The organism is Saccharopolyspora gloriosae (assembly GCF_014203325.1).
Lineage (GTDB): Bacteria > Actinomycetota > Actinomycetes > Mycobacteriales > Pseudonocardiaceae > Saccharopolyspora_C > Saccharopolyspora_C gloriosae.
Genome location: NZ_JACHIV010000001.1, coordinates 1,413,609 through 1,433,613 on the forward strand (window position 1 = coordinate 1,413,609; position 20,005 = coordinate 1,433,613).

At 71.7% G+C, this 20,005-nt stretch carries 17 protein-coding genes; 7 read left to right on the plus strand and 10 right to left on the minus strand.

Features of this window, described 5'->3' with window-relative positions:
- The first annotated feature begins 265 nt into the window (after nt 1-265).
- Nucleotides 266-781, plus strand: coding sequence for a GNAT family N-acetyltransferase (locus BJ969_RS06425; protein ID WP_184477922.1), 516 nt, complete (start codon nt 266-268; stop codon nt 779-781).
- Here BJ969_RS06425 and BJ969_RS06430 read toward each other — a convergent pair whose 3' ends face one another.
- The gene (locus tag BJ969_RS06430; RefSeq protein WP_343071259.1) at nt 782-5,368 is read right to left on the minus strand and encodes an ATP-dependent helicase; all 4,587 of its coding nucleotides are present in this window, start codon (nt 5,366-5,368) and stop codon (nt 782-784) included.
- 139 nt (nt 5,369-5,507) lie between these two features.
- Between BJ969_RS06430 and BJ969_RS06435 the strand changes: the two genes are divergently transcribed.
- On the plus strand, nt 5,508-7,274 hold the full coding sequence (locus BJ969_RS06435; RefSeq protein ID WP_184477924.1) for an Hsp70 family protein: 1,767 nt from the start codon (nt 5,508-5,510) through the stop codon (nt 7,272-7,274).
- Here the strand turns inward: BJ969_RS06435 and BJ969_RS30485 are convergent, their stop codons facing one another.
- Nucleotides 7,275-7,400 (minus strand): hypothetical protein, encoded by a 126-nt coding sequence (locus BJ969_RS30485; protein WP_281398785.1) that lies wholly within the window; start codon nt 7,398-7,400, stop codon nt 7,275-7,277.
- A gap of 42 nt (nt 7,401-7,442) precedes the next feature.
- On the opposite strand from BJ969_RS30485, the gene BJ969_RS06440 reads away from it, so the two are divergent.
- The 3 genes from BJ969_RS06440 to BJ969_RS06450 all read left to right on the plus strand — a co-directional run bounded on the left by BJ969_RS06440 (nt 7,443) and on the right by BJ969_RS06450 (nt 10,028).
- Nucleotides 7,443-7,637 carry a DUF3046 domain-containing protein gene (locus tag BJ969_RS06440; protein WP_184477925.1) on the plus strand — a complete coding sequence of 65 codons (195 nt, stop codon included), beginning with the start codon at nt 7,443-7,445 and terminating at the stop codon, nt 7,635-7,637.
- Between the two features lie 499 nt (nt 7,638-8,136).
- A complete protein-coding gene (gene recA / locus BJ969_RS06445; RefSeq protein ID WP_184477926.1) occupies nt 8,137-9,180 on the plus strand; it encodes a recombinase RecA in 1,044 nt (347 codons plus the stop codon).
- A gap of 8 nt (nt 9,181-9,188) precedes the next feature.
- The gene (locus tag BJ969_RS06450; RefSeq protein ID WP_425503533.1) at nt 9,189-10,028 is read left to right on the plus strand and encodes a regulatory protein RecX; all 840 of its coding nucleotides are present in this window, start codon (nt 9,189-9,191) and stop codon (nt 10,026-10,028) included.
- 70 nt (nt 10,029-10,098) lie between these two features.
- Here BJ969_RS06450 and BJ969_RS06455 read toward each other — a convergent pair whose 3' ends face one another.
- Complete coding sequence (locus tag BJ969_RS06455; RefSeq protein ID WP_184477927.1) at nt 10,099-10,620, minus strand: GNAT family N-acetyltransferase; 522 nt, start codon at nt 10,618-10,620, stop codon at nt 10,099-10,101.
- A 112-nt stretch (nt 10,621-10,732) separates the two neighbouring features.
- On the opposite strand from BJ969_RS06455, the gene BJ969_RS06460 reads away from it, so the two are divergent.
- Nucleotides 10,733-11,398, plus strand: coding sequence for an HAD family hydrolase (locus BJ969_RS06460; RefSeq protein WP_184477928.1), 666 nt, complete (start codon nt 10,733-10,735; stop codon nt 11,396-11,398).
- A gap of 5 nt (nt 11,399-11,403) precedes the next feature.
- Here the strand turns inward: BJ969_RS06460 and BJ969_RS06465 are convergent, their stop codons facing one another.
- From BJ969_RS06465 to edd, 4 genes are all read right to left on the minus strand, one after another.
- Nucleotides 11,404-12,147 carry a hypothetical protein gene (locus BJ969_RS06465; RefSeq protein WP_184477929.1) on the minus strand — a complete coding sequence of 248 codons (744 nt, stop codon included), beginning with the start codon at nt 12,145-12,147 and terminating at the stop codon, nt 11,404-11,406.
- A gap of 26 nt (nt 12,148-12,173) precedes the next feature.
- Complete coding sequence (locus BJ969_RS06470) at nt 12,174-13,589, minus strand: polysaccharide deacetylase family protein (protein ID WP_184477930.1); 1,416 nt, start codon at nt 13,587-13,589, stop codon at nt 12,174-12,176.
- Nucleotides 13,590-13,718: 129 nt separating this feature from the next.
- Nucleotides 13,719-14,342: a bifunctional 4-hydroxy-2-oxoglutarate aldolase/2-dehydro-3-deoxy-phosphogluconate aldolase gene (gene eda / locus BJ969_RS06475; RefSeq protein WP_184477931.1), complete on the minus strand. Its 624-nt coding sequence runs from the start codon at nt 14,340-14,342 to the stop codon at nt 13,719-13,721.
- 105 nt (nt 14,343-14,447) lie between these two features.
- The gene (gene edd / locus BJ969_RS06480) at nt 14,448-16,307 is read right to left on the minus strand and encodes a phosphogluconate dehydratase (RefSeq protein ID WP_184477932.1); all 1,860 of its coding nucleotides are present in this window, start codon (nt 16,305-16,307) and stop codon (nt 14,448-14,450) included.
- 546 nt (nt 16,308-16,853) lie between these two features.
- Here edd and BJ969_RS06485 point away from each other — a divergent pair.
- The gene (locus BJ969_RS06485; RefSeq protein ID WP_184477933.1) at nt 16,854-17,471 is read left to right on the plus strand and encodes a transporter substrate-binding domain-containing protein; all 618 of its coding nucleotides are present in this window, start codon (nt 16,854-16,856) and stop codon (nt 17,469-17,471) included.
- 19 nt (nt 17,472-17,490) lie between these two features.
- Here the strand turns inward: BJ969_RS06485 and BJ969_RS06490 are convergent, their stop codons facing one another.
- The 3 genes from BJ969_RS06490 to BJ969_RS06500 form a co-directional block, all read right to left on the minus strand.
- Nucleotides 17,491-18,357 carry an amino acid ABC transporter permease gene (locus tag BJ969_RS06490; protein ID WP_184477934.1) on the minus strand — a complete coding sequence of 289 codons (867 nt, stop codon included), beginning with the start codon at nt 18,355-18,357 and terminating at the stop codon, nt 17,491-17,493.
- Entirely contained in the window at nt 18,354-19,004 is a 651-nt protein-coding gene (locus BJ969_RS06495) for an amino acid ABC transporter permease (RefSeq protein ID WP_343071260.1), read from the minus strand. The genes BJ969_RS06490 and BJ969_RS06495 overlap by 4 nt, the downstream gene beginning before the upstream one ends.
- Before the next feature lie 74 nt (nt 19,005-19,078).
- Nucleotides 19,079-19,972, minus strand: coding sequence for a glutamate ABC transporter substrate-binding protein (locus BJ969_RS06500; protein ID WP_184477936.1), 894 nt, complete (start codon nt 19,970-19,972; stop codon nt 19,079-19,081).
- Nucleotides 19,973-20,005: the final 33 nt, after the last annotated feature.

Sequence of the window (20,005 nt, forward strand, 5' to 3'; positions counted from 1 at the left end):
GTCTTCTTGCTCTGGTGGTCACTGCTCAGCGGCTTCGCCGCTGACAAGACACTGAACACGAACGCCGCTCAGCGTGAAGGGAAAGAGCAAAGACATGCTGAGAACTCGGTGTGGTGCCGGTTGTTTTGGTGGTTGCTGCTCAGTGGCTTCGCCGGTGACGAGGCGGTGAGGGGAAGATCGAACCAGATGGGGAGTGTTGTCCACAGTGGATTGACCTTGGTTAATTCGTTTGCCGGGGGGTGGGGCGGGTTGGGAAGGTGGCGGCATGTTGTTGAGGCGTGAGCTCGCATCTGATGCGGAAGCCGTGCGAGCCGTCCACCGCGATGCGTTCGCCACCGCGGAAGGCACCGCTCCGGTCGAAGTCGGGCTCGTCGACGCCTTGCGCGCCGACGCCGGGTGGATTCCGGCGCTGTCGATCGTGGCCGTCGAACCCGGTGGCGAGGTCGTCGGTCACGTCGTGGCGACCCGCGGCCACGTGGGAGACCGGCCCGCGCTGGGCCTGGGGCCGCTCGGGGTCCTGCGCCGGGCGCAGCGCCGCGGCGTCGGCAGCGCACTGATGCACGCCGTGCTGGCCGCAGCCGACGCGCGGGACGAACCGCTGGTCGCGCTGCTCGGCCACACCGAGTACTACCCGCGCTTCGGATTCGTGCCGTCCACGGACCTCGGCATCACCCCGCCGGACCCCGAGTGGGCCGCGCACTTCCAAGTCCGCGCGCTCACCGAGCACACCCCGGAGATCACCGGCACCTTCGACTACGCGCTCCCGTTCCGGGAGCTGTGATCACGCGCGCAACCGGAGCCCTTTCGGAGTGGCGCGGAACCCGGCGTCGGTGAGGATGTCGGCCATCCGCGACCCCCAAGCGCCCGCGCCGTCGGTGCGCTGCACCGCCAACTGCTCCAGCCAGCCTTCCCGCACCGCCCGCGCGAGCCCGCCCGCCGCGTCCCGCAACGGCTGTTCGTCCTCGGTGAACGACAGCAACGACTTCCCGCCGCGCTCCACGTACAGCACGGCCGCGCCGTTGACCAGCACCACGAGCGAACCGGCCTTGCGGCCCGGCCGGTGCCGGGTGTCGCCCACCGGGTCCGGCCACGGCAACGCGGCACCGTAGGGCTGCGCCGGGTCCGCCGCCGCCAGCACCACGACCGAACGGTCCTCCCGCTCCTCCTGCCCGGACAGCGCGCGCACCCGGTCGATCGCGCCCGGGACCGCGAACTGCGCCGCGCCCAACCCCTCGACGACGTAGCCGCGGCGGCACCGCCCGGACTCCTCCATCGCCCGCAACACCTTGTACACGGCGGAGAACCCGCCGGTGACGCGTTCCGCCTCCAGCGCGCCGCGGGTCAGCACGCCGTGCCGCTCCAAGAAGGCCTCGGCTCGAGCGTGTGCCCGCCGGGTCGGTTCTGCCGCCGGTACCGGTGCCAACGACCACCTGCCCGACACCGTCGGCGGACCGCTGCGGCTCGGCATCGACGGGCGCCCGGCGCGCAACCGCGCGTACCTGCCGCGCGGAGCACTGCGCCGCGGCTTGTGCGCGGCCCCCTTGCCGGAGACCAGCGACCGCAGCGGAGCCAGCGTGTCGTTGGTGACCGTGCCGGACCACACCAGGTCCCACAGCGCCGCGATCACCGCGTCATCCGCGGGCGCCTGCTCGCCGCCTTCCACGACGATCGCCCCGGCCCGGTCGGCCAAGGTCCGGAAGAACTGCGCCCCGCCGTCCAAAGTGGACAAGATCGCTCCGTGCAGCGGGCTGTCCGCGGTCGCCTCCGGCAGGTCCGGCAGCAACAGGTCCGCCACGTCGGTGGGCGCCAGCGCGATCCACCCGTCGCCACCGGCCAGCGCACCCGACCCCACCCAGGTCACCTCGCCGGTGGAGGTCAGCTCGTCCAGCAGCGCGGGCGAATAGCCCGGCAACCTGGCGGGCAGCACCAGCGACTCCCACGCGCTCGCCGGAACCGGCGCGCCCGCCAGCTGCTCCACCACCGAATACACGTCGTCCACCGTCGGCGCCGTGCGCAACCGGGCCCCGACGCCGTGCCACACCGGGAGGAACCGGCCCAGCGCCGCGGGCTCCACCGGTTCCACTTCGGCCCGCAACCGCGCCAGCGACCCCCGCCGCAACCGGCGAAGCACCTCAGCGTCGCAGTACTCCAGCGCCCGGCCACCGCCGGATTCCAGCGGGCGCAGCTCGCCGCGCACCAACCGGCCCGAACCCGCGAGCCGATCCAGCACGTCGTGCACCACCGCGACGCCCAGCCCGAAGCGCCGCGCCGCGGACTCCGCCGCGAACGGGCCGCGGCAGCGCGCGTACCGGATCAGCAGTTCCCCCAACGGATCCGCGACCGGTTCGGTGAACGCCTCCGGCACGCCCACCGGCAACGCGACTCCCAGCGCGTCCCGGACCTTGCCCGCGTCCTCGATCGCGATCCACCGGGGCTCCCCGGCCACCCGCACCTCCAGCACGCGGCGCTGCGCGCGCAGGTCCGCCAGCCACTCCGGACGGATCCCGCGCTCCGCGGCCTCCGCGCTGGACAGATCGCCCAGGAACCGCAGCAGGTCCACCGCGGACTCCGCGTCCTTCGCGTGCCGTTCGGGGACGAGCCGCTGCAACTGCTGCTCGACCTCCGCGATCACCTCCGGATCCAGCAGTTCCCGTAGCGCTTCCGACCCGAGCAGTTCCGCCAGCAGCGTCGAGTCCAGGCTCAGCGCCGCCGACCGGCGCTCCGCCAACGGCGCGTCCGTCTCGTACAGGAACATCCCGATGTAGCCGAACAGCAGGCTGCGCGCGAACGGCGACGGCGACGGCGTCTCCACCTCCACCACCCGCACCTTGCGGGCGGTGACCTGCGACATCAGCTCCGTCAGGCCCGGCACGTCGTAGACGTCCTGCACGCATTCCCGCATCGCCTCCAGCACGATCGGGAACTGCTCGTACTGCGCCGCCACCGCCAGCAGCTGCGCCGACCGCTGCCGCTGCTGCCACAGCGGTGAGCGCTTGCGCGGATCCCGCCGCGGCAGCAGCAACGCCCGCGCCGCGCACTCCCGGAACCGCGCCGCGAACAACGCCGAGCCGCCGACCTCATCGGTGATCACCCGCTGCACCTCGTCCGGGGACAGCAGCACGTCCTCCGCGGTCGGCAGCACGTCCGCACCGGACTCGTCCAACGCGTCCGCCAGCCGTACCACGATCCCGTCGTCGGAGGACGCGACCTGCGGATCGATGCCGCGCCGCTCCCGCAACCGGGCCCCGATCGCCAAACCCCACGGACCGTTCACCTGCGCGCCGAACGGCGAATGCACCACCATCCGCCAGTCGCCGAGCTCGTCGCGGAACCGCTCCACCACGATCGTCCGATCGTCGGGCACGTGCCGCGTCGCGTCCCGCTGCTCGGCCAAGTACGCCAGCAGGTTGTCCCGCGCCCACTCGTCCAGCCCGGCGCGCGCCATCCGTTCCGTCGCCGCCTCCCGGTCCGCGGCCACCAGCTCCCGGACGAAGGCGCCCAGCGCGCGGCCCAGCTCCAACGGCCGGCCCGGGGAGTCGCCCTTCCAGAACGGCATCCGCGCGGGCTGCCCCGGCGCGGGCACCACCACGACCCGGTCGTGGGTGATGTCCTGCACCTTCCACGACGAGGTGCCCAGCAGGAACGTGTCGCCCACCCGCGACTCGTAGACCATCTCCTCGTCCAGCTCACCGACCCGCACGCCGCCGCGACCGGCCTCCTCGTCGCCCGGCGTCGTCACCGTGAACAGGCCCCGGTCCGGGATGGTGCCGCCCGAGGTCACGGCGAGCCGCTGCGCACCCGGCCGCGCCCGCAGCTCGTCCTGCACCCGGTCCCACACGATGCGCGCCCGCAGCTCGCCGAACTCCTCGCTCGGATACCGCCCCGCCAGCATGTCCAGCACCGCGTACAGCGCCGAATCCGGCAGGCCCGCGAACGGCGCCGCCCGCCGCACCACCCTGGCCAGCGACTCCAGGTCCCACGGCTCCATCGCCACCATCGACACGACGTGCTGGGCCAGCACGTCCAGCGGGTTCCGCGGGAAGGACAGCGACTCGATCAACCCGGCGGCCATCCGCTCCGCCACCACCGCGCAACCCACCAGGTCACCCCGGAACTTCGGGAACACCACCCCGTGCGAGACCGCCCCCACCTGGTGCCCGCCCCGGCCGATGCGCTGCATCCCGGAGGCGACGCTCGGCGGCGTCTCCACCTGCACCACCAGGTCCACCGCGCCCATGTCGATGCCCAGCTCCAGCGAGGAGGTCGCCACCACGCACGGCAACCGGCCCGACTTCAGCTCCTCCTCGACCGCGGAGCGCTGCTCCTTCGACATGGACCCGTGGTGCGCCCGCGCCACCGTCACCGCCGCGCCGGAGGTGACACCGGAACCGCCCACCGCTTCGGCGGGGAACTTCCCGGCCCGCTCGGCGGTCTCGCCCGCCTGCTCGGTGGCGAGCTCGTTGATGCCCGCCGTCAGCCGTTCCGCGAGCCGCCGCGAGTTCGCGAACACGATCGTCGACCGGTGCCGCCCGATCAGGTCCAGGATGCGCTCCTGCACCGACGGCCAGATCGAGGTGCGCTGCTCGGCTCCCGCGGCCGACCCCGTCACCTCGCCGGTCGGCTGTCCCAGCTCCGCCAGGTCCGGCACCGGGACCTCGACGGCGACCTCGACCTGCTTGGCGTGCTCCGGCTGCACCACGCGCACCGGACGGCCGCCGCCCAGGAACGTGCTCACCTCGGAGACCGGGCGCACCGTGGCCGACAACCCGATCCGCTGCGCCGGTCGAGCCAGCAGCTCGTCCAGCCGTTCCAGCGACAACGCCAGGTGCGCCCCGCGCTTGGTGCCCGCCACCGCGTGCACCTCGTCCACGATCACCGCCTCGACGCCGCGCAGCGACTCCCTGGCGGCCGAGGTCAGCAGCAGGAACAGCGATTCCGGGGTGGTCACCAGCACGTCCGGCGGTTTCCTGTTGAACGCGCGCCGCTCCTCGGCGGGCGTGTCGCCGGTCCGCATCCCGACCCGGATCTCCGGCGGCGTCCCGCCGTGGCGCTGGGTGGCCTGCCGGATGCCGGTGAGCGGGGCGCGCAGGTTGCGCTCGACGTCGACCGCGAGCGCCTTCAGCGGCGACACGTACAGCACCCGGCAGCGCCGCTTCGGGTCCTCCGGCGGGGGCGCGGAGGCCAGCCCGTCCAGCGCGGACAGGAACGCGGCGAGCGTCTTGCCGGACCCCGTCGGTGCCACGACCAGCGCGTTCTCGCCCGCGCCGATCGCCTGCCACGCCCCGGTCTGGGCCCGGGTCGGCGCGTCGAACGCGCCCCGGAACCACTCGCGGGTCGCGGGGGAGAAGTCGTCCAGCGGATCGCTCACCCCTCCATGCTGGACCACGGCACCGACAGTGCCGCCGATGACGATTCGCCCGAACCACCCACTTGTGATCGTCCGCCGTGACAACATTCCGCAGAACGGGTGAGTCCACCCCGGATCTGGCTACGGAAGGACAAAACCGGTGCGCGTGTTGTCGGTCGATCTTGGCACCTCCAACACGGTGGCGGTGCTTTCGGCGCACGGCAGGCCACCCAGGGTCATCGAGGTCGACGGCTCGTCGACGATGCCCTCGGCGGTGTTCGCCACCGAGGACGGCGCGATCATCGTGGGCCGCGACGCGGAACGCCGAGCGCGCCTCGACCCCTCCCGGTTCGAGCCGAACCCGAAGCGCCGCATCGACGAAGGCACCCTGCTGCTCGGTGAAACGATCATCACCGTCACCGACGCGATGGCCGCCGTCCTGCACCGCGTGGCGGAGGAGACCACCCGCCAGCTCGGCGGCGTCCAGCCCGACGAAGTGCGGCTCACCCACCCCGCGCAGTGGGGTACCACCCGCTGCAACGTGCTGCTGTCGGCGGCCCGGCTCGCCGGTTTCGGCAGCAACCTGGTGCTGGTGCCGGAACCCGTCGCCGCCGCGGCGCACTTCGCGTCCTTCCCCGACCGCTCGCTGCCGCAGGGCAGGGCACTAGCGGTCTACGACCTCGGCGCCGGCACCTTCGACTGCGCCATCGTCGGCGCCACCCAGAGCGGCTTCGCGGTCCTCGCCGAGGACGGACTGGCCGACCTCGGCGGACTCGACGTCGACGAGGCGCTGCTCGAACACGTCGGCCGCCAGGTCTCCAACAAGGACCCGCAGCGCTGGCAGGCGCTGCTGCGCCCCACCACCACCGCCGACCGCCGCACCCAGCGCACGCTGCGCGAAGACGTCCGGGAAGCCAAAGAAGTGCTGTCCCGGCACGTGCAGACCGAAGTGCCCATGCCGGAACCGTTCGCCGACGTGCTGGTCACCCGCCAAGAACTGGAGGCGCTGACCCGGCCGAGCCTGCGCCGCAGCGTCGAGATGCTCGCCGCGCTGCTGCAGGCGAACGGGATGACGCCGCAGCACCTCGCCGGGCTCTACCTGGTCGGCGGTTCGAGCCGGTTGCCGCTGGTGGCGAGCCTGATCGGGGAGCAGCTCAACGTCGTCGCCACCAGCCTCGACCAACCGGAGACCGCGGTGGCGCTCGGCGCCCACCACGTCCCGCGCGACGGCGCCGCGCTGCGCACCGGCGACCTCGGCGGCATCCCGCCGCAGGCCGCGTTCGGCCCGCCGCAGCCGATGGCGCAGCCGCCCGCGCCGCCCGGCCCGCAGCAGCCGTCCCGCCGACCCGGTCGCCGCCCGTGGCTCATCGGCGGGTCGATCGCGGCGGCGGTGCTGCTCGTGGCGGTCGTGGTGTTGGCCGCCGTCCTCGGCGGGGGCGGCGGGGTGCCCACCGCCGAGCAGTGCCGGGACACCACCACCCAGGACGCCGCCGGCTTCACGCCGTGCCTGAACAGGCTCGCCGGGGACCTGCCGGAACGGTCCAACTGCGTACCCGGCTGGCAGCGCTTCGTCGCCGGGCTGCGCGACCTCGACGGCACCGTCGTGTCCTGCGCGGAGGGGAACCCGAACGAGGACACCCTGGTGATCTACACCCACCTGGGCTCACCGGAGGAGGCGCGGCAGCGCGCGGACCTGCTGCTGATGTTCCACGGCGCCACCGGTGACCAGGTGCAGGCGAACTGGTCCGGCAACGGCTACTCCGGCCACTACCGGGCGGTCACCGGGAAGACCACCGGGACGCTGGTGTTCACCGTCACCGACCGGCCCGTGGTGGGCATGGTGCTGGCGCCCAACCAGGACGGGCGGCTGACGCCGGACGCGCTGGCCGACGACTTCGAGCGGACCGTGCAGCCGGGCGCGGCGTGATCAGCGCCCGCGCTGGTTCCACAGCCAGCGCAGCGCGACGACGATCGCGACCAGCAGCATCGCCGCGATCACGAGTTGCCCCAGCGGGCTGGACATACCGGTCGGGTCGGCTTGCATCAGCAGCACACCACGACGGTACCCGCGGGCGCCCTCGGTAGGCTGGACGCGATGCGACACACCGATTTCCGCGAACGCATGGCCGAGGAGTTCGGCCGGTTGCGAGCCGAGATGCTCGCCGAGGACCACGTGATGTCGGAGCTCGGCGGCCGCACCGTGGACGAGGCGCTCGAAGCCGGCTTCTCGCCGAAGCAGGTGTGGCTAGCCCTATGCAACACCTTCGAAGTCCCTGCTTCGCGTCGTTGAATCTCTGCTTCCTGCTTCGGCTCGTTTTGCTTTGGTGGTCGGGTAGCGGAACCTCAGGTGGCTTCTCGCTGCGGGATCTTTTTCCCGAGTGGCTCCGCCACGAGGGAAAAAGCCGTCCTCGCGAGAAGACACCTGAGAACCCGCCGGTGAGGGCTTTTCGACGTGGGCTATGTGCTTCGCACATACAGGCACGGCTTCGCCGCCAAGCAGGCTTGCTTCGCAGCCCAAATGCACGGCTTCGGCGTTTAGGTGGAGGGCTGTCGGGGGTTGGTGGGGATCTTGTTTCATGCGGAAGGGTGATGGTGTTGGCGTGTCGGCTCGATGATCGAACATCCGTTCGCCTATGATCGGGTTTGCGGATCGGACCTCGGTGTTCGCCGGGCCCCGTCGCCGGGCAACGGGCGGCCGGGTGGCCAGGGCAGTCCACCGGAGTGTCGGTCCCTACCCGTAGCGTCGTGCGCACACGACGAAGCTTCGACTTGACCGAGGTGGACCCCCGATGGCAGCGACACCGGACAAGGGCAAGGCGCTCGAACTGGCCCTCGCCCAGATCGACAAGCAGTACGGAAAGGGATCGGTGATGCGTCTCGGCGACGAGACGCGGGCACCGGTCGAGGTCATCCCGACCGGGTCCATCGCGCTGGACGTGGCCTTGGGCATCGGTGGCCTGCCGCGGGGGCGCATCGTGGAGATCTACGGCCCGGAGAGCAGTGGTAAGACCTCGGTCGCGCTGCACGCGGTGGCCAACGCGCAACGGCTCGGCGGCACCGCCGCGTTCATCGACGCCGAGCACGCGCTGGACCCGGAGTACGCGAAGGCGATCGGGGTCGACACCGACGCGCTGCTGGTCTCCCAGCCCGACACGGGCGAGCAGGCGCTGGAGATCGCGGACATGCTGATCCGCTCCGGCGCGCTGGACTGCATCGTGGTCGACTCGGTGGCCGCGCTGGTGCCGCGCGCCGAGATCGAGGGCGAGATGGGCGACAGCCACGTCGGCCTGCAGGCCCGGCTGATGAGCCAGGCGCTGCGCAAGCTGACCGCGGCCCTCTACAACGCCAAGACCACCGCGATCTTCATCAACCAGCTCCGGGAGAAGGTCGGCGTGATGTTCGGCAGCCCGGAGACCACCACCGGTGGCAAGGCGCTGAAGTTCTACTCCTCGGTGCGGCTGGACGTGCGGCGGATCGAGACGCTCAAGGACGGCTCGGACGCGGTCGGCAACCGCACCAGGGTGAAGGTGGTCAAGAACAAGACCGCGCCGCCGTTCAAGCAGGCCGAGTTCGACATCATCTACGGCATCGGGATCAGCCGCGAAGGTTCGCTGATCGACATGGGCGTGGAGCAGGGCATCATCCGCAAGTCCGGTGCCTGGTACACCTACGAGGGCGACCAGCTGGGCCAGGGCAAGGAGAACGCCCGCAAGTTCATGCGGGAGAACCCGGACGTGGCCAACGAGATCGAGAAGCGGATCAAGGAGAAGGTCGGCATCGGGGCGAAGGTGGACGCCGAAGAGGCCGCGGACCCGGCTCCCGTCGAGTTCTGAGCCCGGCGGTGTCGGCAGACGACGACTCCGCGGAGTTCTCCCGGTCACGGTCGGACTCGGCGGGTGCGCAGCGCGGCGGCGGCCGTTCCGGGCGGGGCGTGTGGCGCAGTACCGACCACGCGCCCGGTTCGCCGGTCGCCGGTGCGGGGCTGAGCTCATCCGAAGCGGAGACCACCGGACCGGACGGTTCCCCGCCGCGGGGCACCGGCAAGCGCCGCCGCCGCAGCGCCATGGCGGAGTCCTCGGAGTCTCCGGAACCGTCGGGGACGCCGGACTCCTCGGCGGCTCGGTCTCCGGGGCGCACCGGCAGGCGGCGGCAGCAGGAGGAACGCCCGCCGGGGGTGCCGCAATCCCCGGAGGCGTCGGCCCGCGACGTGGTGTACCGGCTGCTGGCGGTGCGTGCCCGCAGCCGAGCCGAGCTGCGCCAGGCCTTGCTGCGCAAGGAGATCGACGAAGACGTCGCGGACGCGGTGTTGCAGAAGTTCGTCGACGCGGGCCTGGTCGACGACGCCGAGTTCGCCGAGGCGTGGGTTAGCGAGCGGCAGCGCAACCAAGGTCTGAGCCGCAAGGCGTTGGGCTACGAGTTGCGCCGCAAGGGCGTCGAGGAGCACCTGGTCGCCGAAGCTCTCTCCACTGTGGACACGGATGCCGAGCAGGAGCGGGCGCGGGAACTGGTGCGCCGCAAGCTCCGCTCGCTCACCGTGGACGACCCGGAGAAGCGGCTGCGCCGGCTCGTCGGAATGCTGGCCCGCAAGGGCTACCCGGAAGGCATGGCCTTCCGGGTGGTCAAGGACGAGCTCGACCGGTCGGACCTGGAAGCCGGTGCGGACGACGCGGAAGCACCGTGACGAGCACGCTTTCCCGGCGCACCGCCCTTCCCACCGTCGGTAATCCTGAGCGACGGCGGGTGGGCACGGCTCATGGGGCCGCGTCACCGACGGAGCGTCCGACGAACACGAGGTCGTGGACCACGCCCTCCAGGTCGGCGACGCCCGGCAGCAGTCCCCACTGCTGAAATCCGTGCGACCGGAAGAGCCGGATGCTCGCCTCGTTGGCGGCGAAGATGCTGGCCGCGAGGGTGCGCACGCCCAGCCGCGGCGCGTGCGCGATGGCCTCGTCCAGCAGGTGGTGGCCCTGCCCCCGTCCGCGGTGGTCCGGGTGCAGGTAGATCGCGAGATCAGCGGTCACGTCGTACCCGGGCCGCCCGTTGAGGAACGGGTCGAACGACAGGTACCCGGTCACCGTCCGCGGCGAGCCCGGTTCGTGCCCGACCCAGACGGGACGACGGTCGGGGTGCGACTCGGCGAACCACGCTTCGCGCGCCGAGACGTCGACCGGTTCGAGGTCGCACGTGCTCGCCTTGGCGGGGATGGCGGCGTTGTAGATGTCGACGATGGCAGGCAGGTCGTCCCGGGTGGCGAGGCGGTGCGCATAGGGCAAGGTCGTTCTCCGCGGTTCGGGGGATGACGGGAGATCGTCGGGTTTGGCTAGGCTGCCGGATCTGGCGGCGGTAGTCGATCGGGACAGGGGTGTTATGCGAGTCGGCGGTGGGATGACCTCAGCGGCACGGCACATCGTGTGGGACTGGAACGGCACGTTGCTGGACGACAACGACGCGGTCGTCTCGGCGGTGAACGCCGTGTGCGCCGAGTTCGGGCGCGAGCACATCGACCTCGAGCAGTGGCGGTCGATCTTCAGCCGCCCGCTGCAGCAGTGCTACGAGCGGCTGCTGGACCGCCCGCTGTCCGAAGCCGACTGGAGCAGGCTCGACGTGCTCTACCACGAGCACTACCGGGAGCTGCTGCACACGGCGAAGCTGGCCACCGGCGTCCCGGACGTGCTGCGCGAATGGGGTGAAGCGGGCCGCACGCAGTCCTTGCTGTCGATGTGGTTCCACGACGAGCTGGTCCCGCTGATCACCCGGCTGGAGCTGCTGCCGTTGTTCGAACGGGTCGACGGGTTGCGCACCGACATCGGCGGCGGAGCCAAGGCCGAGCACCTGCGCCACCACCTCGCGGAACAGGGACTCGACCCGGCCGACGTGGTGCTCATCGGCGACGTGCTCGACGACGCGCTCGCGGCGGAGCGGGTCGGTACCGGCTGCGTGCTGGTGACGACGGGCGTCATGAGCCGTCGCGCGCTGGAGACCGCCGGCGTTCCCGTGGTCGATTCCATTCCCGAAGCGGTGGACCGGATCTCCACGAACCTCGCGGCCTAGCCGGATCAGTACAGCGTCGGCGGCGAGGTCGTGACGACGCGCCGCCACGGCCCGTCGGGCACGTCGGACTCCTCGACGAAGCGCCAGTCGACCCGGTCGTGCGCGCCGTTGAGGTGGGTGAAGCCGAGGCAGCCGTTCAACGCGGGGGACACGTCCAGCCCCGCCCCGTTGAACCGGGTGTTCACCGGCCGGGGGTCGTCGTGCCCGAAGACGTACCGCGCGTCGTGGTACTCGGCGGGCCCGGCGTCCTGGACCTGGCCGAAGCACACGGCGTCACCCCTGGTGAGCTGCACCCAGCGGTTCTTCAGGTAGCTGAACGACTCGTCCCGCTCGCGGCCGGCGTAGCCCGGATCCCGGCTCCAGGGCACCACGGCGCCGCGCTGCTCGAAGGCGATGGGGTCGTTGAGGTCGTCGAAGGGGAGATCGAGGTAGAACGGGTTCTCCCGCGGCGTCATCCTGGTCGGGAAGTAGCCGTTGGCGGCGGTCCGCGGCTCCGTGTCGCACCGGCCGTCGAGCAGGACTCCGTCGCAGCCGCCGTAGTGCTGCTGCCAGGCGGAGTCGTAAGTCGAGATGACCTGGCTGCCGTCGGAGGTGTCCGGGTCGAGGACCTCCCCGACCCAGAAGGTCGTCGCCACGATGCCGGTGTGCCACGGGTACTGGCGGCCGTGCACCTGCTCACCGCCCGCGCAGGAAGCGGTGATCAGTGCCGCGGCCAGCGCCGCCGTCGCGCGACCCCGGGGCACCGGCATGCGCGGTCACCCCGATTCCGGGCAGGTCACAGGCACAGCCACCTCCGGGGGACCCACCAGTCCAGGTCGCGGCAGGCGCTGTCGTTGCTGGCTTCGGCGTTCACCCTGACCCCGTAGTCGTCGGTGGTGAGCGAACCGCGGGAGAACAGGGCGAGCCCGAAGCTGATCCCGGTGGCCTCCTCGGGCACGGCCGGGGTGGTCCAGGACGCCTCCGTCCACTGCTGCGCGGGCGCGAACGTCGGGCCCGCCGCCCAGTACCGCCACTGGCCGACGCGGTCCCGGTAGTACACCGCGAGCTGGGTGGGCGCGGTGGACTTGTACCAGGTGCTCAGCGAGTAGTTCTGCCCCTTCCGCGCGGGCAGCGCGTATTCGCCGAGGTCCAAGGTGGACATGAGCTTGGCGTCCCCGTCGGTGAACCGCGGCATGTCCAGCCGCTGCGCCCACTCCCCGTCGTGCGCGTCGCGCGTCCTGGTCCACACCGGCGTGTTCGTGCCCCAGCCACCGGTTTCCCACCCGAGCGGGACGCCGTCGGGACCGGCCTGTTCGAGCGAGGCGTTCACCGGCCGGTCCCGCTGCTGCGGTGGCGGTGCCCGGTGGACCGGCGCGACGGCGCCGCCGATGACCTCGTGCACGGTGCGCACGGCGGTCCCGCGGTCGTGCAGCCACGCCGCGAACTCGTCGAGCACCCCGGGGCTCACCGCCAGCGGACCGCACATGTCGCAGGTCTGGTGCAGCACCAGCGGCACCCAGCCGCCTCCCGAGTCGTCCGCGCGGGTCACCGCCTCCTTCAACTCGTCGACGGTGGTGTCCCGCGTGAGCATGCCGGGCGACCGGATCTCGTAGGGATCGGCGGGCGGCATGGATTCGGCGGCGACGCAGTCCGGGCAGTCGCGAGCGCGGAGCCCGCCCATGGTCCGCGCGCTGCTGTAGCCGCACTGCTCGACCGCGGCGCGCACGTCGTCGTCGACTTCGTCGAACGGGGCGGTGAACGAGGTGACCTGGTAGCCCCACCGGTTCAAGTTGGCGCGATCGTCGCAGATCTGCCTGCGCATCTCGTCGGGGCTCACCTGGGTCAGGTCCGGGTGAGTGACGGTGTGCCCGCCGATCTCGTGGCCTTCCTCGGCGACGCGCCGCAGTTCCTCGTGGCCGAGGTAGCCGGGGCTCGCGATGGCGCCGGAGATGATGTAGAAGGTGCCGTGCATCCCGTGCCGCTGCAGGACTTCGGCGCCCGTGGTCTGCGAGACGCTGCCGTCGTCGAAGGTGAACGTGACCACGGTGCCCGGCTGCGGGGAGTGCTGCGCGGGCGCGGCGGTGACCGGACTCGCCGCGGCGACGCCGAGCAGGGCCGCCAGCAGCAGGGAGACGAGCGCTCGCCGGTGCGTGGCGAGGCGACCCGGCCAGCGGTGTCGGATGTCGCGCAGGTGCATTCGGTGACCGCCCAAGCTTCGAGGTCCTCCGACGCTACGAGCTGGCGACGACCGCTCGGATCGCCTGCGGAGGGGACACCGCCTACCGCGTTCGCACGAGTGCCGGTGCCACCCGCGACGAGCCGCGGGTGGCACCGGTCGTGCTCAGCCGAGGGCCGCGGCCTGCCGGGCGAGCGCCTCGATCTGGCCCCACTGCCCGGTGGCGAGCAGCTGCTTCGGAGCGAGCCACGACCCGCCGACGCAGCCCACGTTGGGCAGCGCGAGGTAGCGCCCGGCGTTGTCGGTGCCGATGCCACCGGTGGGGCAGAACCGCAGCTGCGGCAACGGCCCGGCGATGGACTTCAGGTAGGGCACGCCGCCGCTGGCTTCGGCGGGGAAGAACTTCATCGCGGTCATGCCGCGCTCGGCCAGCCGCATCGCCTCGGACACGGTGCTGATCCCGGCGAGGTAGGGGAGGCCGGTGGCGTCGATGTCGTCGAGCAGCCGATCCGTGCTGCCCGGCGTGACGATGTAGCGCGCCCCGGCTTCGCGGGCCTTGTCGGCCTGCCCGACCTCGGTGACGGTGCCCGCGCCGACGACGATCTCCGGCACTTCGGCGGCGAGCTGTTCGATCGCGGGAAGCCCGGCGGGCGTGCGCAGGGTGACCTCGATGGTGCGGATGCCGCCGCGCAGCAGCGCCTGCCCCAGCGGGACCGCGTGGGCGGCGTCGTCGAGGGCGACGACGGGAACGACGGGACTGATGTCGAGCACTTCGGAGGCAGTGTTCATGGCGGGGTTCACCTGTTTCCGTAAACGCCAGTTCAGGCGGTCGATCGCATTGATCCTGTCATGTCGCGCGGGGGCCGCGGGAGGTTCGCGGCCCCCGGCGGAGGATCAGACGGGCAGGTCGCTCGGCGCGCCGGTGCGCTGCTGCGGCGCGAACACGCTAGCGCCCTGGTCGGCGCGGCCGACGGAGCGGCGGAACGCGGCGAACAGCTCGCGCCCGGTGCCGTGCTGGGTGGCGGGGGCGCCGCGAGCCGGTTCGCGGGCCGCGAAGTCCTCGTCGCCGACGAGCACTTCCAGGGTGCCCTGCTCGGCGTCCAGCCGGATCATGTCGCCGTCGCGCACCCGCGCCAGCGGGCCGCCCGCGGTCGCCTCGGGGGTGAGCTGGATGGCGGCGGGGATCTTGCCGGAGGCCCCGGACATCCGTCCGTCGGTGACGAGCGCGACCTGGTGCCCGCGGTCCATGAGCACGCCCAGCGACGGGGTGAGCCCGTGCAGCTCGGGCATGCCGTTGGCCTGCGGACCCTGGTTGCGGATCACGACGACGACGTCCTGGTCGAGCTCGCCGGACCGGAACAGCGCGGTGAAGTCGTGCTGGTCGTCGAAGACGCGCGCGGGCGCGGTGACGACGCGGTTCTCCGGCTTGACCGCGGAGACCTTGATGACGGAGCTGCCGAGGTTGCCGCGCAGCACCCGCAACCCGCCGTCGGGCGCGAACGGGTCCTGCACCCCGCGCAGCACGTCCGGGTCGAGGCTCTCGGCGGGAGCGTCGCGCCAGACGAGCTCGCCGTCTTCGAGGAACGGCTGCTTGCGGTAGTGGTCCAGGCCGAACCCGGCGACGGTGTGCACGTCGGGGTGCAGCAGTCCGGCGTCGAGCAGCTGGCCGACCAGGGTCTGCACGCCTCCGGCGGCGGCGAAGTGGTTGATGTCGGCCGAGCCGTTCGGGTAGACCCGCGACAGCGACGGCACGATCGCGGAGAGCTCCGCGAAGTCGTCCCAGGTGAGTTCGATGCCCGCTGCGGCGGCGATCGCGGGCAGGTGCAGCGTGTGGTTCGTCGAGCCGCCCGTGGCCAGCAGCGCGACGACCCCGTTGACCAGCGCGCGCTCGTCCAGCAGCCGCCCGATCGGGGCGGGGTCCTCGCCGCGGGCGAGCTGCACGACGCGCCGCGAGGCCTCCTCGGTGAGCGCTCGGCGCAGCGGGGTGCCGGGTGCGACGAAGCTGGAGCCGGGCAGGTGCAGACCCATCACTTCGACGACGAGCTGGTTGGAGTTCGCGGTGCCGTAGAACGTGCAGGTGCCGGGGGAGTGGTAGGAGGCCGATTCGGCTTCGAGCAGGTCTTCGCGGGTGGCTTTGCCTTCGGCGAACAGCTGCCGGATGCGGCTCTTCTCCGTGTTGGGCAGGCCGGAGGCCATCGGGCCCGCGGGCACCAGGATCGTCGGCAGGTGCCCGAAGGCGAGTGCGCCGATGAGCAGGCCGGGCACGATCTTGTCGCAGACCCCGAGCAGCAGGGCGCCGTCGAACATCTCGTGCGACAGCGCGACACCGGTGGCCATCGCGATCACGTCGCGCGAGAACAGGGACAGCTCCATGCCCGCCCGGCCCTGGGTGATGCCGTCGCACATGGCGGGAACCCCACCGGCGAACTGGGCGACCCCGCCTGCTTCGCGCACCGCGTCCTTGATCTGCGGCGGGTATTCGGCGTAGGGCTGGTGCGCCGAGAGCATGTCGTTGTAGGCCGACACGATCGCCACGCCCGGCTTGGTCTCGCCGCGCACCGCGATCCGGTCGGCGCCGCTACACGCCGCGAAACCGTGGGCGAGGTTGCTGCACGGCATTCCGGACCGGACCGGTCCGTCGGCCGCCGCCGCGCTGATGCGGTCGAGGTACTCGCGCCGGGTCTGCTCGCTGCGGCTGCGGATACGTTCCGTGACTCGCTGCACGACGGGGTGGATGGTCGCTCGCGTCGCCATTCGTCGCCTCCTGACGGATTCGGTGCTGCTTGCGCACACGGGCGACGACGCTGGCGCCTCTGATCTTCGTGACGCCAGCCACACTAACGGGTGTGATGCAGAAGTCAAAACCGATACAGAGCAGGCCGTGATCGTGAACTCGGCATGTCGGATGGATGACGAGCCGCGATACGCGTCCGTTCAGCGGCACTGACCTGGAGCGATGCTCGCGCGCCCGGGACGCCGCTGCCTGCGGGCGGGCCGTACGAGGTCAGCGAGGTTCTGGTGATTTCCCGAGCGCGCCGGAGGGCCCGGAGCCCGCGGTCGACGGCGCGGCGGTGCCGTGAACGGCCGGTTGCGGCGGACCTCCCGCGGCCGAAGAAGATCACCACTTCGAGTCGGGGGTGCGGAATCGCCACGCGCGGCGCGACGGGATCCGCCTTCGATCGGGCGGAATCCCGTGGCCGCCGCGGCCGATCGGAGCTCCGCTGATCACCGCTCGTGTTCGGGACGGCCGGCGCGGTGGAGGGGCTTCCGAAGATCCGCTCGGCTGGCAGGATGGGGCGCATGCGCAGCGGTGTGGTGGCAGTGGTGCTGGCGAGCGCGGTGGCGCTGGCCGGATGTTCCGGCGGCAGCGGCGAACCGGAGCGGTCGCCCGACGCCGCGCCGCCGCCGGTGGCACCGCCGACGAGCGTGGCGCCGCCGCCCCCGGTGGAGCTCGACGACTCACCGACCCTGGAGAAGATCCGCCGGCGCGGTTCGCTGCTGGTCGGACTCCGCGCGGAGGAACCGGACTTCGCCGCGCGCGACGGCGCGGGCGGCTACCGCGGCTTCGACGTCGAGGTCGCGAAGCTGGTGGCCCAGGAGCTCGGCCTGAACCCGGACACCCAGATCTCCTACCGGCTGCTGCCGAAGACGCTGCGCGCCGACGCGCTCGCGGGCGGCAGCGTGGACCTGCAGTTCGGCGGCCTGGACCCGGCCGGCCCCGGCGTTGCCGGGGTCGGTCCGTACGCGGTCACCGAGGACGGCGCCGAGCACTTCCTGGTGATCAAGTCCGGGGACGACGCGATGCGCGATCAGCTCTCCGATGCGCTCACCGCGGTGGTGAGCGACGGCGGCTGGCAGCGGGCCTACGACGGCACGCTGGCCACGGCCGGGGTGCAGGCCCGCCCCGCTCCGCGCTGAGCGGCGGCGGACCCGCCGGTCACACCGCGCGGCCGGTCTCGACCGCGCTGGGCGCGGTGAGCCCGCCCTTGCGCCCCTGGCTGAGCCTGCGCTCGGTGAACACCGCGGCGCGGCTCAACGCGTAGTTGATCAGCACGAACACCACGCCGATGACGAAGTACGTCTGGATCGGGTTGTTCAGGTTCTGGATGACGATCTGCCCCTGCCGCACCAGATCCACGTACGAGATGATGAAGCCCAGCGAGGTGTCCTTCACGATCACCACGAGCTGGCTGATCAGCGCGGGCAGCATCGCCCGGAACGCCTGCGGCAGCACCACGGTGCGCAGCACCTGCGAGCGGCGCAGCCCGATCGCGTAAGCCGCCTCGCTCTGCCCGCGCGGCAGCGACATGATCCCGGCGCGCACGATCTCGGCGATGATCACCGAGTTGTACGCGGTCAGCCCGATCACCAGGTACCACATCACCGGCATGTCCAGGCCGAACGACGGCAGCACCCGGCTGGCGAAGAAGACCGCGATGACGACCGGCACGCCGCGCAGCAGCTCGACGAGGCCGACCACAGCCCACCGGTACCAGGGCGCCGCCACGACGCGCGAGACCGCGAGCAGCGTGCCGATGGCCAGCGAGAGCGCCATCGCCAGCACGGCCGCGAGCAGCGTGTTGCCGAGCCCGGCGCCGAGCAGGCTCCACAGTGCGGTGAACGTCCCGTTGGTGGGGTCGATCAGCGGCCCCCACTTGTCCACGGTGAGCTGGCCGTTGGTGCCGAGCGTCACCAGCACCCACGCCAGCAGCGCCAGCAGCAGCGCGCCCACGACGACGCTGACCACCAGTCCGCGCCGCTTGGCGACCGGCCCGGGAGCTTCGTAGAGCACCGAGTTCGTCATCGGGCGATCGCCACCTTCCGCTCCAGGACGCCGAGCAGCAGCCCGGCCGGGATCGTGATCACCAGGTAGCCGAGGACCACCCCGATGAGCACCGGCAGCACGGCCTCACCGCGCGCCGAGGTCAGCGTGTCGCCGACGGCGAACAGGTCCCCGCCGACGCCGAACGCGCCCACGATCGCCGAGTTCTTGATCATTGCGATGATCACGTTGCCCAGCGGCGGAACCACGGTGCGCACCGCCTGCGGCAGCACGACCAGTCCCAGCGTCTGGCCGAATCCGAGGCCGATCGCGCGCGCCGCCTCGGCCTGGCCGGGCGGCACGGCGTTGATGCCGCTGCGGATCGCCTCGCACACGAACGCCGAGGTGTAGAGGGCGAGCCCGATGGTCCCGAACCAGAAGTACGAGCCGTTGAGCCCGAGCTCGGGCAGCCCGAAGGCCATGAAGAACAGCACCACGGTCAGCGGGCAGTTGCGGAACACGGTGACCCACGAGGTGCCGGTGGCGCGCAGCGGTGGCAGCGGCGCCACCCGGAACGCCGCGATCACGGTCCCCAGGACCATCGCGAGCACTCCCGCGTACAGGCAGATCTGCAGCGTGCGCAGCAGTCCGTTCAGGTACAGGGGCAGGTTGTCGGTGATGACGTGCACGGTTCTCTCCGGCTCTGCGGACAGGGGAGGCATGGATGAGGGGCGCCGTCGCGGCGCCCCTCACCGGAATTCGATCAGCTGCAAGGGTCGAGCTGCGGCAGCGGCGGCGTCTCCGGCGACACCTTGCCCGCGCTCGCCTGCCAGGCCTTCTCGTAGGTCCCGTCACCCGCGGCCTTGGTGAGCGTGTCGTCGATGAACTGGCAGAACGGCACGTCGCCCTTCTTGATGCCGATGCCGTAGGGCTCCGAGGTGAACTGCTTGTCGACGAGCTTGAACTGCCCGCCGCTGTTCTCCACCAGACCCATGAGGATCACGTTGTCGGTGGTCACGGCCTGCACCTGGCCGGTGCGCAGCGCGTCGGAGCACTTCGAGTAGACGTCGAACAACGTCAGGTTCTGCGGGTCGACGAACTTCTTGATCTCTTCGGCGGGGGTGGAGCCGGTGACCGAGCAGACCTTCGCGCCGCTGGCCCGCAGCGACTCGGGGCCGGTGATCTCCGCGTTGTCGCTCTTGACCATCAGGTCCTGCCCGGCTTCGTAGTACGGCCCGGCGAAGCTGATGCGCTCCTTGCGCTTGTCGTTGATCGTGTAGGTGGCCACGACCATGTCGACGAGGTCCTGCTCGATCTTCTCCTCGCGGGTCTTGCTCGGGGCTTCGACCCATTCGATCTGTTCCGGGGAGAGGCCGAGCTTGGCGGCGACGATCTTGCCGATCTCGACGTCGAAGCCCTGCGGCGTGCCGTCGAGGCCCTTGAGGCCGAACAGCGGCTGGTCGAACTTGGTGCCGATGCGGATCTTGCCCGCCTGCTTCAGGTTCGCCATCGTGCTGCCGGGCGCGAACTCGGCGTTCGTGTCGACCGGGACGTCGGTGCCGCCCGCGAGCTGGTTGCCCCCGCCGCCTCCGCAGGCCGTCAGCACCAGCGCCGCCGACGCCACCAGCACGCCCCAGCGCATGCTCCGAGCTCTCATCTCGAATGCCCCTCTCTGAAATGAACCGAACGG